The sequence below is a fragment of the Streptomyces sp. NPDC006207 genome (assembly GCF_040613835.1).
GTDB lineage: Bacteria > Actinomycetota > Actinomycetes > Streptomycetales > Streptomycetaceae > Actinacidiphila.
The window spans coordinates 30,181-44,975 of the sequence record NZ_JBEXSX010000014.1 but is presented as its reverse complement, the minus strand read 5'-3'; the positions used below and the strand labels follow the sequence as shown (position 1 = coordinate 44,975).

Below are 14,795 nucleotides of genomic sequence, written 5' to 3'. Positions count from 1 at the left end.
GTCCGACCGGTTCGGACGCCGCGGGCCTTCGCCGTCCCCGCGGGCCGGACGTCACGGGCCGGACGTCACGGACCTGCCGGCGCGGCCCCGGCCGGCCCCGGGCCGGTGGACCGCGAACGGACCGGCGCGAGCAGGGACTTCCAGGAGCGGTGCCGCTTGAAGGGCAGCTCGAAGACCCGGGCGAACAGCCACGCCACCAGCAGCGAGACGGGCAACGCCACTACGAGGGTGAACCAGAACGTGGGCAGCCCGGGGGAGACGAACCTGGGGGCGACGCGCCTGATGACGGTCATGACGACGGGCAGGTGCACGAGGTAGAGGCTGTACGAGAAGTCGCCCAGGACACGGACGGGGCGTGCGGTCAGGAGCCTGAGCAGGAAGGCGGGCCTTCCGGTGGCGACCGCGGCGATCAGCATCGTCATGGCGGGCGCGACGGCGAGATCCACCCAGAAGTAGTGGTCCACCGTCCAGACCCGGCCCTTGACGGCGGCGAGCGCCACGACCGGCACGGCGGCCAGGACGGCGAACCAGTGCCACGGCAGGCGCCGGACCCGGGCCGACGCGACGACGATCCACGCGCCCGCCAGACCGGCGACGAACACCGGGGCGAGATGCGGGGTGAGCCAGTTGTCCCCCTCCACCGGGGTCGCGTGCGCGGCCATCAGGCCCCGGGCGACGACCAGGAGCGTCACGCCCGCGACCAGGACCACGGCCCCCAGCCGCCGCCGGACGAACAGCAGGAGCGGGAAGAGGAGGTAGAGCTCCGCCTCCACGCCGATCGACCAGAACGTGCCGTTCGGCGTCGGCGCGGTGAACACGTCCTGGGCGACCAGCCCGTACACCAGGACCGTCGCGCCGGTGGGCGGCCCGAAGTGCGAGGCCGGCACCACGAAGAAGGCGACGAGCAGGCTCAGCGCGAGCGCCGCCCAGTACGGGGGGAGGATGCGCCAGGCCCGGCGCCGCAGGAAACGGGCGGCACCGCCCAGCCGCCAGCCGTCGCGCGCCGGGGAGATGGCCAGGGAGAACCCCGACAGCACCAGGAAGAAGACGACGGCGAGACGGCCGTACATCAGCCCGTCCAGCCACCGGGGGGCCGAACTGTCGGGATACCCCGGGAACGTGTACAGCCAGCAGTGGAACAGGAGTACGTACAGTGCGGCCAGGCCGCGCAGGCCTTCGAGGCCCGGCACTTCCTGCCGGCCGTGCGCCGTGCCGGCGCTGCTGACGGGGCGGCTCGCGTCCAAGGGGATCGTTCGGCCCTTTCCTTCCACGTCGGCGACCTGGTGCCACCCACGGTGACAGGTACGTCGCGTTCGGCCGAGCGGTTCAACGGGCGGCGCACGCCGCCGTCCGGGTCACTGCACGCCGTTGCGGATGACGTCCGGGCGGTTGGTGATGATGCCGTCGGCGCCCAGGGCCGCCATGCGGACGGCGGTGGTGAGGTCGTCGACCGTCCACGCGTTCACGCGCAGCGGCTTGCCGTCGGGGCCCTTCGTGCCGTGGACCGCCTGCACGTAGGCGTAGGTGACGTCCTTCTCGTCCGGGTTGATCTGGTCGGCGAAGGCCGCGTACTCCTTCAGCTGTGAGACCGGCGGGCTGCCCAGGAAGCCGGTCTCGACGGCAGGGCGCAGTGCGTGGGTGCGGCGCAGGGCGTCGGCGCTGAAGCTCTGGATGACCAGGCGGCCGGAGAGGTGGGCCCGGTCGAGCCAGCCGGCCTTCTCGAGGGTGTCGACGGTCTGCTTCTCGATGCCGGGGTAGAGCTCGGGCTGCTTGAGCTCCAGCAGCAGGCCCTGCTGGTCGCGGTCGAGGAGGGTCAGGTACTCCTGGAGGGTGGGGACGCGTTCGCCGCGGAAGCGGGGGGCGAACCAGCTGCCGGCGTCGAGCCGGCGGATCTCGGCGAGCGTGAAGTCGGCGACGCGCCAGGGGGAGCGGTCCGGGAAGACCTGCTCGACGTCGGTGGTGCGGTTCAGCGTCGCGTCGTGGATCACCACCAGGGCCCCGTCCTTGGTGCGCTGGACGTCGTTCTCGATCCACTTGATGTGCTGCTCGTTGGCCTTGCGCACGGCCGCCAGGGTGTTCTCGGGGGCCTCGGTGGACGCGCCCCGGTGGGCGAAGACCGTGGGGGAGGAGGGGTCCGCGGGGGCCGCGTGGGCCGGCATGGTGACGAACGCGGAGGCTCCCAGCAGGGCGACGGCCGTGGCGGTACGGGCGAGGTGCTGGTGCATGCGTACTCCTCACGACGGCGCGGGTCCCCTCCCCGACCGAGGGTCGCAGCCCGTACCCGGACACGGCAGTGCACGGCATGACAAACGGGTGAATATCGTCATCCCGTTCCCCCGCCAGGGTGGCACGGATGACGTCCGGCCGCAGGTCCTGAGGCCCACCCGGGTGGCGGCCGCCCGACAACGGGCCGCGGGGCCGCCCGGGGCGCCGCTGCGGGCACCCCGGGCGGCCCCGCCGTCACGGAGCGTGAGGTTCTGTGTGAGGTTCCGGGCCGGGTCCCGGGATCAGCGGTGGCGGCCCTCCACCATCGCCTCCAGCGTGTCCCGGTGCAGGATCAGCGCGTCCGGGTCGGCCGGCATCTCGCGCTCCCCGAAGTGCACCTGGCGGTGACCGATCCGCAGCATCACGATCGCGTGCCGCAGCGCGGCGTACAGGAGGTGGAAGTCCAGGTGGCCCGGGGTGTGCCCGGTGAGCTCCGCGTAGGTCGCCGCGACGCGGTCGCGGTCGAGGAAGTCCGGCATGCCGGGGAAGCCGGCGGAGACGGTGAGGTCCTGGAAGAAGCGGTGCAGGTACACCAGCCAGGCGAGATCCAGTTCCCGGGGGCCGGCGGAGGCCATCTCCCAGTCGAGGACGGCGACGGGGGCGAAGTCGGCGTCGTAGACGATGTTGCCGATCCTGGCGTCGCCCCAGCTGAGCACGGACGGGCCGGGGTCGGCGGGCCAGTGCTTCTCCAGCCACGCGAAGGCCCGCTCGATGACGGGGGAGGGCGCCAGCCCGTCCACGACCCACTCGTAGTAGGCGCGTTGGGCGTCGACGTGCGCGCGCAGCGTCCCCTCGCCGGGGACGGTGTGGAGTTCGGCGAGGACGCGCACCGTCGAACGCTCCAGCCGCGCCCGGTCCTGTTCGGAGGCGTCGAAGAGCCAGTTGCCGCCGTAGGTGTAGGGCATGACGTCCGGCGGGACGCGCCCCGGGACGCGCTCCATGACGAAGAAGGGCGCGCCGAGCGGCCCCGGGTCGGGCTCCAGCCACAGCAGTTCGGGCACGGGGACGCGGGTGCGCGTGGCGACCGTCCGGATGACGCGGTACTGCGCGGCCATGTCGTACGTCGGGAAGACGGTGTAGGCGTCGGGGTCGCCGGCCAGCCGCAGCACGCAGGGGCGGATGCGCTGGCGCGCGGTGCCCTCCGGATGGGGGACGGCCAGGTCGAACAGGACGGTCTCGCTGGACAGGCCGTTCGCGGAGGGGGCGTGCACCGCGCGGCTGTGGGCGCCGGGGTGCTTCGCGGCCAGCCACTCGTCGAGGCGGCTGCGCAGCAGTCGGGGATCGCGGGTGGTGGTGCGCACCGTTGTCACATGGCCTCCTGACCGGTGAAGCCGCTCGGGGTGTGGCGGCCGAAGCTGCCGTGCTCAAAGATGCCGTAGCCGACCCGGCCGTCCCAGGCGAAACGCGCGGCGTGGTCGGTGACTCCGTACGCGGCCGGCGCCATGACCGCCGGATCCGTCAGGTCGTACGCACGGCGGTCGAGCCATCCGCGGCCCTTCCACTCGCCGTGCTGCCAGTCGCGGGCGGGCGGGTAGCCGGCCCCGACGGCGAGCGGGCTGGAGACCAGCACCTCGGCCTCGATCTTCCCGCCGTCGAGGTGGACGACGGCGGAGACCGGGGTGCGGGTGCCCGCCCGATAGGTGATGCCGACCTGGGCCCGGCCCAGTTGCCGGTCCGGGCCGTGCTCGGTGATCTGCAGGGCCTCGTCCAGGGAGCGGTAGCCGTCGGCGTCCTCCTGGGCGATCACCATGACGAAGCGGTCGTCGAACCGGATCGGTATCCACAGCCAGTGGAAACCTTGCGGGCGGTGTTCCTCCTCGGCCCGTCCCGGGGCCTCGCCGGGCACCGGGCGCACACCCCAGCTGCGGTCCCGGGTGGCCGTCCAGCGGCCGCGTTCCACGCGGATCTCCTCGCCGTCGCCGGTGCGGACCACGCCGTGGCAGGTGCCGGCCTGGACGAAGCGGCTGGCCTCCAGGAAGAGCCGGCCGCCCCGGTACTGGGCGTGGTGCGGCTCCTCGACGGCAGGGAACGCGGCCTCCCATTCCAGGTCGTACGAGAGGAACTCGTCGTCGCAGGTCAGCCGGAGCCTGCGGAGCGGTTCCAGGACGTCGATGCGCAGCGGCCCGACCTGCTGCCGCATGCGGTCCTCGCCGAGCGCGTCCGAGGCGCGCACCGCGAGCATGCCGGTGCCGCGCGTCAGGGTCGCGTAGGCGTCGGTGACGCCGAGGTTGGGATGGACGCCGAGGCCGGTGACGAGCAAGGCCCGGCCCTCGTGGTCGAAGAAGTGGAAGATCGAACGGTCGTAGGCGTTGCGGTCACCGGTCGCGACGTGGCGCATGGAACGGGCGATCTGATGGACCGGGTACTCGTCCAGGGGCACGGGTCGAGGCGCGGGCATGCGCCTGATGATGCGTCAGCGCGGTCGCGGTGGGAAGGGGTCGTGCCGCGGCGTCCTGCCGCGCCGTCAGTCCCCGCCGGCGTCGCCGTCCGGCGTGCGCCTGGCCCGGCTCGGCTGCACCCGCAGCGGCTCCCCGGGCATCTTGGGGTGGTCCGGCGGGTACGGCATGTCACCCAGCCCGCGGTCGTGCTCGTCGCGTTCGGCCAGTTCCAGGACGGAGTCCAGCCGGAAGGCGTGCTCCTCCATGCCGGCGTGGACGTCGCCCAGCTCGGCGTAGCGCGCGGGCATGGTGACCAGGTCGAAGTCCCGCGGGTGCGCCTGCGGCACCTCCTCCCAGCGCAGCGGCGCGGAGACCGGGGCGTGCGGCTTGGGCCGTACGGAGTAGGCGGAGGCGATGGTGCGGTCGCGCGCGGTCTGGTTGTAGTCGACGAAGATCTTCTCGCCGCGCTCCTCCTTCCACCACGCGCTGGTGACCTGCCCGGGCATCCGACGTTCCATCTCCCGGGCGATGGCGATGGCGGCCCGCCGCACCCCGGTGAACGTCCACTCGGGCTCGATGGGCACGAAGACGTGCAGGCCCCGCCCGCCGGAGGTCTTGGGCCAGCCGCGCAGGCCCAGCTCCTCCAGCAGCCCGCGCAGTTCGCCGGCGACGCGCACGGCGTCGGCGAAGTCGGTGCCCGGCTGCGGGTCCAGGTCGATGCGCAGTTCGTCCGGGTGGTTGAGGTCGCCGCGCCGGACCGGCCACGGGTGGAAGGTGAGGCAGCCGAGGTTGGCGCCCCAGACGACCGCGGCCACCTCGGTCGGGCAGATCTCGTCGGCGTGGCGGCCGGAGGGGAAGCGGATGCGGCCGGTGGGGATCCAGTCCGGGGTGTTCTTCGGCGCGCGCTTCTGGAAGAACGACTCGCCCTCGACCCCGTCCGGGTAACGCTCCATCGTCGTCGGCCGGTCGCGCAGCGCCCGCAGGACGCCGTCGCCGACCGTGAGGTAGTAGCGGGCCACGTCCAGCTTGGTGAAGCCCGGTTCCGGGAAGTACACCTTCCCCGGGTTCGAGATCCGGACCGTCCGCTCGCCGACGGTCAGCTCGACCGCCTCTGCCATGCCGTCACCGCCTCTCCCGTCCCCGACACGGTAGGCCCGACGGGCGGGCGGCGCCCGTCGGGCGGAGAATCGCGGCATGGACCTGCCGGTGATGCCGCCCGTGAAGCCGATGCTCGCCAAGTCCGCCACCGAGATCCCGCCCGGCATGCTGTACGAGGGCAAGTGGGACGGGTTCCGCGCCATCGTCTTCCGCGACGGCGCCGAGGTGGAGATCGGCAGCCGCACCGGCAAGTCCCTGACGCGCTACTTCCCGGAGGTCGTCGAGGCGGTCCGTGCGCAACTGCCGCCGCGCACCGTCGTCGACGGGGAGATCGTCATCGCCGGCGAGGGCCGGCTGGACTTCGACGCCCTGCTGGAGCGCATCCACCCCGCCGACTCGCGCGTGCGGCAGCTCGCCGAACGCACCCCCGCCTCGCTCGTCGCCTTCGACCTGCTGGCGCTCGGCGACCGCTCCTTGATGGCGGACCCGCAGACCTGGCGCCGCCAGGCCCTGGTCGACGCGCTCGGCACGGCACGGCCACCGGTCCACGTCGCCCCCGCCACCACCGACATCGAGCTGGCCCGGCGGTGGTTCGAGCAGTACGAGGGCGCGGGACTGGACGGCGTCGTCGCCAAGCCCCCGGACGTCGGCTACCGCCCCGACGAACGCGTCATGATCAAGGTGAAGCACGAGCGCACCGCCGACTGCGTGCTGGCCGGCTTCCGCTGGCACAAGTCCGGTCCCGTCGTCGGCTCCCTCCTGCTCGGCCTGCACGACGCCGCCGGCCGGCTCCAGCACGTCGGGGTCTGCGCCTCCTTCGCGATGCGCCGGCGCGAGGAACTCGTCGCCGAACTGGAGCCGCTGCGCATGGAGTCCGCCGAGGGCCACCCCTGGGCCGACTGGGCCGAGGTGGGGGCACACCCGGCGAAGCCAGGGGGAGAGCCCGGCGGCCGCATGCCCGGGGCCCAGAGCCGCTGGAGCGCGGGGAAGGACCTGTCCTGGATCCCGCTGCGGCCCGAGCGGGTCCTGGAGGTCGCGTACGACCACATGCAGGGCGACCGCTTCCGGCACACCGCCCGGTTCCGCCGCTGGCGGCCCGACCGCGACCCCGCCGGCTGCACCTATGCGCAGCTGGAGGAACCGGTCGGCTACGACCTCGGCGACATCCTGCGGTGAGGCCCCGCAACCCGCACCGGGGCGAGCCGCAGCCGCAGCGGCGGCCGCAGCAACCGCCCCTCCGGGCCGGCGGGCAGGGCGGGCTCCGCGGGGCGTGCACCGGCCTGCGCGTAGGCGGCGAACCAGACCACGACGTCCTCGCCGGTGCGCACGGGCAGCGCCGGGAAGCCGTTGGCCGCGTGCTCGGTGCGGTGCACGGCGCGGGCGCAGTCCGGGGGCGCGAAGCCGGACGGGTCGGCGGGGTGGCAGACGGTCGCGACGACCAGCCCGGTGTCGTCCGGCACGCGGTAACCGGGGCCGCGCAGCAGCAGGACGTCGTCGGAGTCGGTCATGGTCGCGTTGGCCTCCTCGCGGTGCGCCCACCAGACGGGGCCGTCGTAGAAGGCGTGCAGGGCGCGGGTCCTGGCCGCCATGTCGGGGAAGGCCCGCATCCATACGAACCGGTCCGGGTCGTCCAGGTCGCGGAACCGGCCGCCGACCCGGATCCCGGCGGCCTCCTGACCGGTGACGAACTCGCGCTCGAACAGCTCGACCAGGGTGTCCCGGGCGCCGGGGCGCAGGGTGTACTGCCGCAACTCGACGATGTGCGTGGTGTCCATGACCGGGGACCGTAGGGGCGGCCCACTGACATCCCCTGTCAGTGGGCCCGCGTCACAGCGCCTGCCGCCTGGTGAGCTGGGTGAACGCCAGCCAGCCGGGCAGCACCGGCAACCAGAAGGTCAGCACCCGGAACAGCAGCACCGCGGAGGTGGCCGTCGCCGAGTCCAGGTGGCCGATGGTGGTCAGACCGGCGATCAGCGCGCCCTCGACCGCGCCCAGGCCACCCGGGGTCGGGGCGGCGGAGCCCAGCGCGTTGCCCGCCAGGAAGATCACCGCGACCGCCGCGAAGTTCACCTCGCCGTGGAAGGTGCGGATGCTGGCGTCCAGGCACAGCACGAAGGCGAGGGTCAGCAGCAGCGTGCCGCCGATGCCCGTGGTGAGCTTCATCGGCTGCTGCAGCACGTCCAGCATGCGCGGCACCACCCCGGCGAACAGCGCCCGCACCCGCGTGGACACGAAGCGCCGCAACGGCGGCACCGCGGTGACGACCAGGAAGAGCACCCCGGCCGTCAGCAGACCCGCCATCACCGTCCGCGACGGCGACAGGGAGGGCGTTTTCTCGGTGCCCGTGATGTAGCCGAACACCAGCAGCAGGCTGATGTGCGAACCGAGGCCGACCAGCTGCGAGGCCCCCACGCTCGCCACCGCCAGGCCCGGGCGCACGCCCGACTTCTGCAGGTAGCGCGTGTTGAGCGCCACGCCGCCGATGGCCGCGGGGGCCACCAGCTTCACGAAGGAACCGGCGACCTGCGCCAGCGTGGTGCGGACGAAGGACAGCTTCTCCGGCACGAAGCCGGACAGCGCCATCGCCGCCGCGACGTAGCTGAGCGCGGAGGCCAGCACGGCCACGATGACCCAGATCCAGTTCGCCTCGGCCAGCAGCGTCGCCGGGTCGATGCTGCTGATCTGGGAGAGCAGGAAGTACGCGGCGAAGGCGCCCGCGATGATGCTGATCAGCGTGCGCGGCCGCACCCGCTCCAGCCGTACCGGCTCCACCGGGGCCTGCGGACGGATGAACAGCACCTGGTGGCGGATCCGGGTGAGCAGGTCCTCCTCGCGGACCCCGTCCAGCGCGTCCTCGATCGCCTTCTTCTCGGCCCGCCGCTCGGCCTTGGTCTCCTTGCCCGCGTCCTTGCCGGCTGCCTCACCCGCGTCACCGGTCTCCTCGTCCGCCCTCCGGGCGCGGGACGCGGCCAGCACCGCCTCGCGTTCACGCTGCGCCCGCTCCCTGGCGAGCTGCTTCAGCGTGGCCCGGGTGGTGCGGCTCAGCGCGATCGGCTGCAGCAGCGGCAGGGAGTCGGCGACGGCGTCCGGGCCCAGCACGGCCACGGCCGAGGCCACCGACCGCTCCGGGCCGACGCGCAGCGCCAGGGTGGTGAGCAGCTGCGCCACGTCCATGCGCAGCACGATGTCGCCCGCCGCGATCTCCCCGCCGCGCAGGTCGGTCAGGAAGACGTCGCCGTGGCGATCCATCTTCAGCGCCTCGCCGACCAGCCTGCGGTGCGCGATCCGCCGCGACTGCAGCGCCCGGACCTGCTCCCAGGCGCCGTGCAGCACCTCGTCGGTGATCTCCTCGTCCGACAGCGCGTCCAGGGAGCGCCCGCCCATGTGCTCGTACACCAGCATCACGGCGTCCGGGCCCAGCTCGGAGGTGGCGATCAGCCGCGGGGCGTTGGCGCCGGCGGCGATGGCCGCGTACGCCAGCAGCGCCTCCTGCTCCAGCGCCTGGCGCAGCGACTGCAGGCTGCGCCGCTGGGTGATCCCGCGCAGCTGGAGCCGGCGCCACATGCGGTAGAAGAAGCCGTGCGCCTGCTGCTCGCGGTCCACGACCGTGACGTCGAGCAGCGGGCCCTGCTCCAGGGTCACCAGGTAGCGGCGGCCCCGGTCGGAGTCGGGCGCGTCGGGGAACTCGTCCTCCGCGCGGACCGCCGTCAGCGGGGCGAAGCCCACCCGGCGCAGGCCCGCGAGCAGGTTCTGGCCGGTCGGGCGGACGTTCGGCGAGCCGACCCCGTAGAGCGTGCCGTACGCCACGGTCCAGCCGATGAGCACGGTCACGATGATCGAGAACGGTGTCGTGTAGCCGCCCACCAGCACCGCGAAGGAGTCCACGACCAGCACGAACCACAGCGCCACCCGCCAGCGCGGGCGCCGGGCCATGCCGACCGCCGTCATGTAGGCGATCACCGGGGCCAGGTAGCCGTGGACCGGGTCGGTGATCCCGCCGCCGGGCGCGTCGCGGGTCAGCGCGTCCCGGATCGCCACCGGCGCCGCGTCCGACACCCACAGGTCGGTGGCGAGCGACACCCCGTGGGCCAGGACCGCGGCCAGCACGCCGTCGGCGATGCGCAGCCCGTCCCGCTTGATCAGCCGCTCCACGGCGAACGCCACGGGCACGATCAGCACCGCCACGGTCGCCAGCAGCCCGGCGATCGTGATCAAGGGCTCGGGCGCGTGCGTCGCGCCCTCGGCGATGTCCTGCTCCACGCCGGAGGTCGTCGCGTGCGCGAAGCCCGCGATCATCAGCACGATCGCGATGCCGAGGAGTCCGAAGAGGAAGCGCATCAGGTCGACGGGCCGGTGCACGCGCGCGGGCAGCAGCGGCTCGTCCCGCGCCACCGGGTCGGTGTGCGGGGTGGTGCCGGTGACGGACTCCTCGGCGCCGGGGCCGTCGGCGGTGCCGGGGGCTTCGGTGTCCGGGGCCTCGGCGGTGCCGGGGGTGCCGTCCTGGGCGTCGTCCCCGGACCGCGCGGGCGTCACCGCCGGCTCTCCGGCCGGGGCCTTCGATGTGGCGCGGGTCTCACCGCGCGGGGCGTCACCGGACGCGGACACGGCCTGCCCGGCGCGCTCGTCCGGGGTCGCCGGGGCGCCGTCCCCGGGGCCCTCGGAGGCAGCCGGGACCGCGCGAGCGGCTCCGTTCCCGCTCACGTCGTGCTCTCCTGCTGTCTCTTTTTGATCTCGTATCACCAGTCACCGCCCGGATGATGGTGGCACGAGCGGCGCGCGCATGGGCGCAGGAGGGGGCAATTCGCCGTCCCGGGCGCCCCCGTACGCGCAGGCGCCGGCCGCGACTGTCGGTGCCGTGGGGCACCATGTGACGGATGAGCAAGGACACCGCACACGCCCCGGACGACGGTCCGGACGACGAGGTCCAGGAGCTGCCCGCGTACGCGGAGCGCGTGCTGGACGTCGCCGAGCGGATCCCGCCCGGACGGGTCATGACCTACGGCGACGTCGCCGAGTGGCTGGAGGAGGGCGGTCCCCGGCAGGTGGGCCACGTCATGGCGCTGTACGGCGGGGCCGTGCCGTGGTGGCGCGTGGTGCGCGCGGACGGCGGGCTGCTGCCGGGCCACGAGCTGCGCGCCCTGGAGCACTACCGCGCCGAGGGCACCCCGCTGCGCCAGGCCCCGCGGGCCGCGAAGGGCCACATACCCCGCCTCGACATGCGCAGGGCCCGCTGGGACGGCACGGACCCCGTGCCCGCACCCGGCGGGGACGACTGACGACCGGACGCTCACACCATCCAGCTTCCGCCATCGGCGACCGGTTGATGCCATCGGCCGTCCGGACGGAGTACGGCGCCCCGCGCCCGGCCGCTCCCGCATCCGTACGGGAAGGACGGGACGCGCGGCGGTCCCGTCGACCGGTGGCGTACCGTCGGCACCCGGCCTCCCCCGGCCACCGGCGGCACAGGCCGCCGCACACGCACCCGCACGCACACGGAACCGGCGAACCACGTGACCTCCTCCTCCACCCGCCAGACGGACGCCGCCGCACGGCGCTCCGGGGGGACGGTCGGGCCGTCCGGCGGCTACCGACTGCTACGGACCGCTCCGGAACCGGTGACGCCCCCTGAACTGGACGCCGCACAGCGCGCGGTGGTTGAGCACGCGGGCGGTCCGCTCCTGGTGCTCGCCGGTCCGGGCACCGGGAAGACCACCACCCTGGTCGAGGCCGTCGCCGAGCGCGTGCGACGCGGCACCGACCCGGAACGGATCCTCGTCCTCACCTTCAGCCGCAAGGCCGCGGGCGAACTGCGGGACCGCATGGCCGCCCGGATGGGCGGCGCGGCCGCACCGCAGGCGACCACCTTCCACTCGTTCTGCTACGCCCTGGTCCGCGCCCACCAGGACCCCGAGCTGTTCGCCGACCCGCTGCGGCTGCTGTCCGGCCCCGAACAGGACCTGGCGGTGCGCGAGCTCCTGGCGGGCGAGGCCGAACTGGAGCGGCGGGGCCGGACCCGGGTGCGCTGGCCGGACGAGCTGCGCGCGGCGCTGACGACCCGCGGCTTCGCCGACGAGGTGCGGGCCGTGCTGGCCCGCACCCGCGAGCTCGGCCTCGGCCCGCGCGCCCTGGCCGCGTCCGCCGGCCGCACCGGCCGCCCCGACTGGTCGGCGGCGGCCGGCTTCCTCGCCGAGTACCTGGACGTCCTCGACCTCCAGGGCGTCATCGACTACGCCGAACTGGTGCACCGCGCGGTGCTCCTGGCCGGGCGTCCCGAGGTGGCCCGCCAGCTCGCCGGGGCCTACGAGGCCGTCTTCGTCGACGAGTACCAGGACACCGACCCGGCGCAGGTGCGGCTGCTGCAGGCGCTCGCGGGCGGCGGCCGCCACCTGGTGGCCTTCGGCGACCCCGACCAGTCCATCTACGCCTTCCGCGGCGCCGACGTGAACGGCATCCTCGGCTTCCCCGAGGCCTTCCGGCACGCCGACGGCCGCCCCGCCGGCGTCCGCGTCCTCACCACCTCCCGCCGTTCCGGTGCCGCCCTGCTGGCCGCCACCCGGCTCCTGACGCGGCGGATGCCGCTGACCCGGCTCCCGGCCGCCGCCGTCCGCGCCCACCGCGAGCTCGCGCCGGTCCGCGAGGGCGGCTCGGCCGCCGTCCGCACCTACCCCACGCCCGGTGCCGAACTCGACGGCATCGCCGACGTGCTGCGCCGCGCCCACCTCGAGGACGGCGTCCCCTGGTCCGACATGGCCGTCCTGGTGCGCGCGGGTTCCCGCTCGCTGCCCGTGCTGCGGCGGGCCCTGACCTCCGCCGGGGTGCCGGTCGAGATCGACGGGGACGACCTCCCGCTGCGCGACGAGCCCGCCGTCGCCCCCCTCCTGCTCGCCCTGCGGGTCTGCGCGCACGCCGCCCTGCCCGACGCCCCCGAGCCGGGCCTGCGCGTCGAGGACGCGCTCACCTTGCTGGTCTCCCCGCTCGGCGGCATGGACGCCGCCGACCTGCGCCGCCTGGGCCGTGCCCTGCGCGAGGAGGAGCGGGCCGCCGGGGTCGCCGTACCGCGGCCGTCGGACGAGCTGATCGCCGAGGCGCTCGCGGAGCCCGAGCGGCTGGTGGCGCACGACCCGTCGTACGCGCGGGGCGCCCAGCGGCTCGGCGGGCTGCTGCGCAAGGGGCGCGAGCTGCTGGCCGGCGGTGGCACCGCCGAGGAGGCGCTGTGGGAGCTGTGGGACGGCACCCCCTGGCCCGGCCGGCTGGAGCGGGCCGCGGCGCGCGGCGGCGCGGCAGGACGCAACGCCGACCGGGACCTGGACGCGGTGTGCGTGCTCTTCGACACCGCCGCCCGCGCCGAGGAGCGCACCGGCGGCCGTGGCGCGCTGAACTTCCTGGAGGAGCTGTCCGCCCAGGACATCGCCGCCGACGTGCTGACCCGGCGCGCCGTCCGGCCGGACGCCGTACGGCTGATGACCGCGCACCGCTCCAAGGGCCTGGAGTGGCGGCTCGTCGTCGTCGCCGGCGTCCAGGAGGGGCTCTGGCCCGACCTGCGCCGCCGCGGCTCGCTGCTGGAGGCCGATCGCATCGGCCGCGACGGCCTCGCGGAGCCGCTCGCCCCGGGCGCCCTGCTCGCCGAGGAGCGCCGGCTGTTCTACGTCGCGGCCACCCGCGCCCGTGAGCGGCTCGTCGTGACCGCCGTGAAGGCCGCCGCCGACGACGGCGACCAGCCCTCCCGCTTCCTCGCCGAACTCGGCGTCGAGCCCGTCGACGTCACCCACCGGGCCCGCCGCCCGCTGTCGGTCGCGGCCCTCGTCGCCGAGCTGCGCGCCACGACCGTCGACCCGGCCGCCTCCCCCGCCCTGCGCGAGGCCGCCGCGCGGCGCCTGGCGCGCCTGGCGGCCCTGGAGGACGCGGGCCAGCCGCTGGTGCCCGCCGCCCACCCCGAACGCTGGTGGGGCCTGTACGAGCAGACCCGCTCCGAGGTCCCGCTGCGGGACCGCGACCAGCCGGTCACCCTCTCCGGCAGCGCGCTGGACCAGCTGGCCAACACCTGTGCCCTGCAGTGGTTCCTCGGCCGCGAGGTGAAGGCCGAGCCGCCCTCCACGGCGGCCCAGGGCTTCGGCAACGTCCTGCACGTCCTCGCCGACGAGGTCGCCTCCGGCAGCACCCCGGCCGACCTGGACGTGCTCATGGAGCGGCTGGACTCGGTGTGGAACGCCCTGGCCTTCGACGCGCCCTGGAAGTCCCAGCAGGAGAAGGAGAACGCCCGGGCCGCCCTGGAGCGCTTCCTGCGCTGGCACGTCATGGAACGCGGCCGCCTTGCCGTCGCCTCCGAGCACGGCTTCGACGTCACCCTGGAGACGGGGGACGTGGCCGTCCGCATCCGCGGCAGCATGGACCGCGTCGAGACCGACGCCGAAGGCAACGCCTACGTCGTCGACTTCAAGACCGGCAAGGCCAAGCCCACCGCCGCCGAGGTCGAGGGCCACCCGCAGCTCGCCGTCTACCAGCTCGCCGTCCGCGAGGGCGCCGTCGACGAGCTCTTCCACGGCACCCGGCCCGCCCCCGGCGGCGCCGAGCTCGTCCAGCTCCGCCTCGGCGCCGCCCGCCGCGACGGCGGCGACACCCAGCCCACCGTCCAGCACCAGGAGGCGCTGAGCGGCGACTGGGCCGACACCCTGCTCGCCGGCGCGGCCGCCCGCGTCCTCGACGAGCGCTTCACCCCCTCCACCGGCCAGCACTGCGAGAACTGCGCCTTCCGGGCCTCCTGCAGCGGCCGCCCCGAGGGCCGGCACGTGGTGGAGTGAGGCGGGGGTCTCAGCAGCCGGGGGCCTCGGCCCGCGGCCCGAGGTCCTGGGCAGCCTTCAGCACGAGCGGATCCGCGCCTGCCTGGCCGGCGAGGAGCTGTGCCGTCGCGAGGTGGCTCGAGTCGAGCGGGCGGAGCAGTGGATCACCGTAGGCGGAGGCCGTGGCACGGACGGCTGCACCGATCTCGAACCGGTAGAACCGCGTGATCACACCGGGGACGCCGGCGAGTGCCTGCGGGGCCGGATGGCATCCGGC

The 14,795-nt window shown here is 74.6% G+C and carries 11 protein-coding genes; 3 read left to right on the top strand and 8 right to left on the bottom strand.

The features are described from left to right. Positions 1–65: 65 nt before the first annotated feature. The 5 genes from ABZ312_RS13895 to ligD all read right to left on the bottom strand — a co-directional run bounded on the left by ABZ312_RS13895 (position 66) and on the right by ligD (position 5,761). Positions 66–1,244: an acyltransferase family protein gene (locus ABZ312_RS13895; RefSeq protein WP_500327954.1), complete on the bottom strand. Its 1,179-nt coding sequence runs from the start codon at positions 1,242–1,244 to the stop codon at positions 66–68. Positions 1,245–1,355: 111 nt separating this feature from the next. Next, the gene (locus ABZ312_RS13890) at positions 1,356–2,225 is read right to left on the bottom strand and encodes a glycerophosphodiester phosphodiesterase (protein ID WP_500327953.1); all 870 of its coding nucleotides are present in this window, start codon (positions 2,223–2,225) and stop codon (positions 1,356–1,358) included. A 282-nt stretch (positions 2,226–2,507) separates the two neighbouring features. After that, positions 2,508–3,575 carry a phosphotransferase family protein gene (locus ABZ312_RS13885; RefSeq protein ID WP_500327952.1) on the bottom strand — a complete coding sequence of 356 codons (1,068 nt, stop codon included), beginning with the start codon at positions 3,573–3,575 and terminating at the stop codon, positions 2,508–2,510. Next, complete coding sequence (locus ABZ312_RS13880; protein ID WP_500327951.1) at positions 3,572–4,663, bottom strand: Rv3169 family protein; 1,092 nt, start codon at positions 4,661–4,663, stop codon at positions 3,572–3,574. The genes ABZ312_RS13885 and ABZ312_RS13880 overlap by 4 nt, the downstream gene beginning before the upstream one ends. A gap of 66 nt (positions 4,664–4,729) precedes the next feature. Beyond that, positions 4,730–5,761, bottom strand: a complete 1,032-nt coding sequence (gene ligD, locus ABZ312_RS13875; protein ID WP_500437704.1) for a non-homologous end-joining DNA ligase — start codon at positions 5,759–5,761, stop codon at positions 4,730–4,732. 76 nt (positions 5,762–5,837) lie between these two features. Here ligD and ABZ312_RS13870 point away from each other — a divergent pair, with 76 nt between their 5' ends. Then, complete coding sequence (locus tag ABZ312_RS13870; RefSeq protein ID WP_500327949.1) at positions 5,838–6,917, top strand: ATP-dependent DNA ligase; 1,080 nt, start codon at positions 5,838–5,840, stop codon at positions 6,915–6,917. Here the strand turns inward: ABZ312_RS13870 and ABZ312_RS13865 are convergent. Both ABZ312_RS13865 and ABZ312_RS13860 read right to left on the bottom strand, forming a co-directional pair. Next, complete coding sequence (locus ABZ312_RS13865; RefSeq protein WP_500327947.1) at positions 6,890–7,516, bottom strand: NIPSNAP family protein; 627 nt, start codon at positions 7,514–7,516, stop codon at positions 6,890–6,892. The two genes, ABZ312_RS13870 and ABZ312_RS13865, sit on opposite strands and share 28 nt — an antisense overlap. Positions 7,517–7,568: 52 nt before the next feature. Beyond that, entirely contained in the window at positions 7,569–10,442 is a 2,874-nt protein-coding gene (locus ABZ312_RS13860; protein WP_500437702.1) for a lysylphosphatidylglycerol synthase transmembrane domain-containing protein, read from the bottom strand. Between the two features lie 173 nt (positions 10,443–10,615). Here ABZ312_RS13860 and ABZ312_RS13855 point away from each other — a divergent pair, with 173 nt between their 5' ends. Both ABZ312_RS13855 and ABZ312_RS13850 read left to right on the top strand, forming a co-directional pair. Further along, positions 10,616–11,017 carry an MGMT family protein gene (locus tag ABZ312_RS13855; RefSeq protein WP_500327944.1) on the top strand — a complete coding sequence of 134 codons (402 nt, stop codon included), beginning with the start codon at positions 10,616–10,618 and terminating at the stop codon, positions 11,015–11,017. Positions 11,018–11,251: 234 nt separating this feature from the next. Next, positions 11,252–14,539 carry an ATP-dependent helicase gene (locus ABZ312_RS13850; protein WP_500437701.1) on the top strand — a complete coding sequence of 1,096 codons (3,288 nt, stop codon included), beginning with the start codon at positions 11,252–11,254 and terminating at the stop codon, positions 14,537–14,539. 10 nt (positions 14,540–14,549) lie between these two features. Here ABZ312_RS13850 and ABZ312_RS13845 read toward each other — a convergent pair whose 3' ends face one another. Continuing rightward, the gene (locus ABZ312_RS13845; RefSeq protein ID WP_500327940.1) at positions 14,550–14,750 is read right to left on the bottom strand and encodes a hypothetical protein; all 201 of its coding nucleotides are present in this window, start codon (positions 14,748–14,750) and stop codon (positions 14,550–14,552) included. Positions 14,751–14,795 lie beyond the last annotated feature (45 nt).